1 protein-coding gene is annotated in these 277 nt (G+C 46.2%); it reads right to left on the reverse strand.

The genetic code is table 11. From position 1 onward, the window contains the following. Positions 1-277 (reverse strand): transposase (locus ACTHSL_RS13540; RefSeq protein ID WP_440381715.1); only part of this gene is annotated, 277 nt, incomplete at both ends.

Below are 277 nucleotides of genomic sequence, written 5' to 3' on the forward strand. Positions count from 1 at the left end.
AACTGATGTTCTTTCAGATGTTGCCGGTTTTGCTTACTGTCGTAGCCTTTATCGGCATAGACGGTCGTATCTTCGGCAATGCCTTCCAGCAAAGGCGACAGGTGATTGCACTCATGGGTATTAGCGGGAGTGATGTGCAATTTCTCGATATAGCCTTCCTCATCGGTACGGGTATGTTGTTTGTAACCGAGTTTGTATAAACCGTTTTTCTTTGTCCAACGGGCATCTTTATCTTTACTCGGTGTGGTTTGGCCGCTGACTTGTCCTTCTTCATCGA

The organism is Neisseria sp. P0008.S010 (assembly GCF_051962715.1).
In the GTDB taxonomy this organism is placed as follows: domain Bacteria; phylum Pseudomonadota; class Gammaproteobacteria; order Burkholderiales; family Neisseriaceae; genus Neisseria; species Neisseria elongata.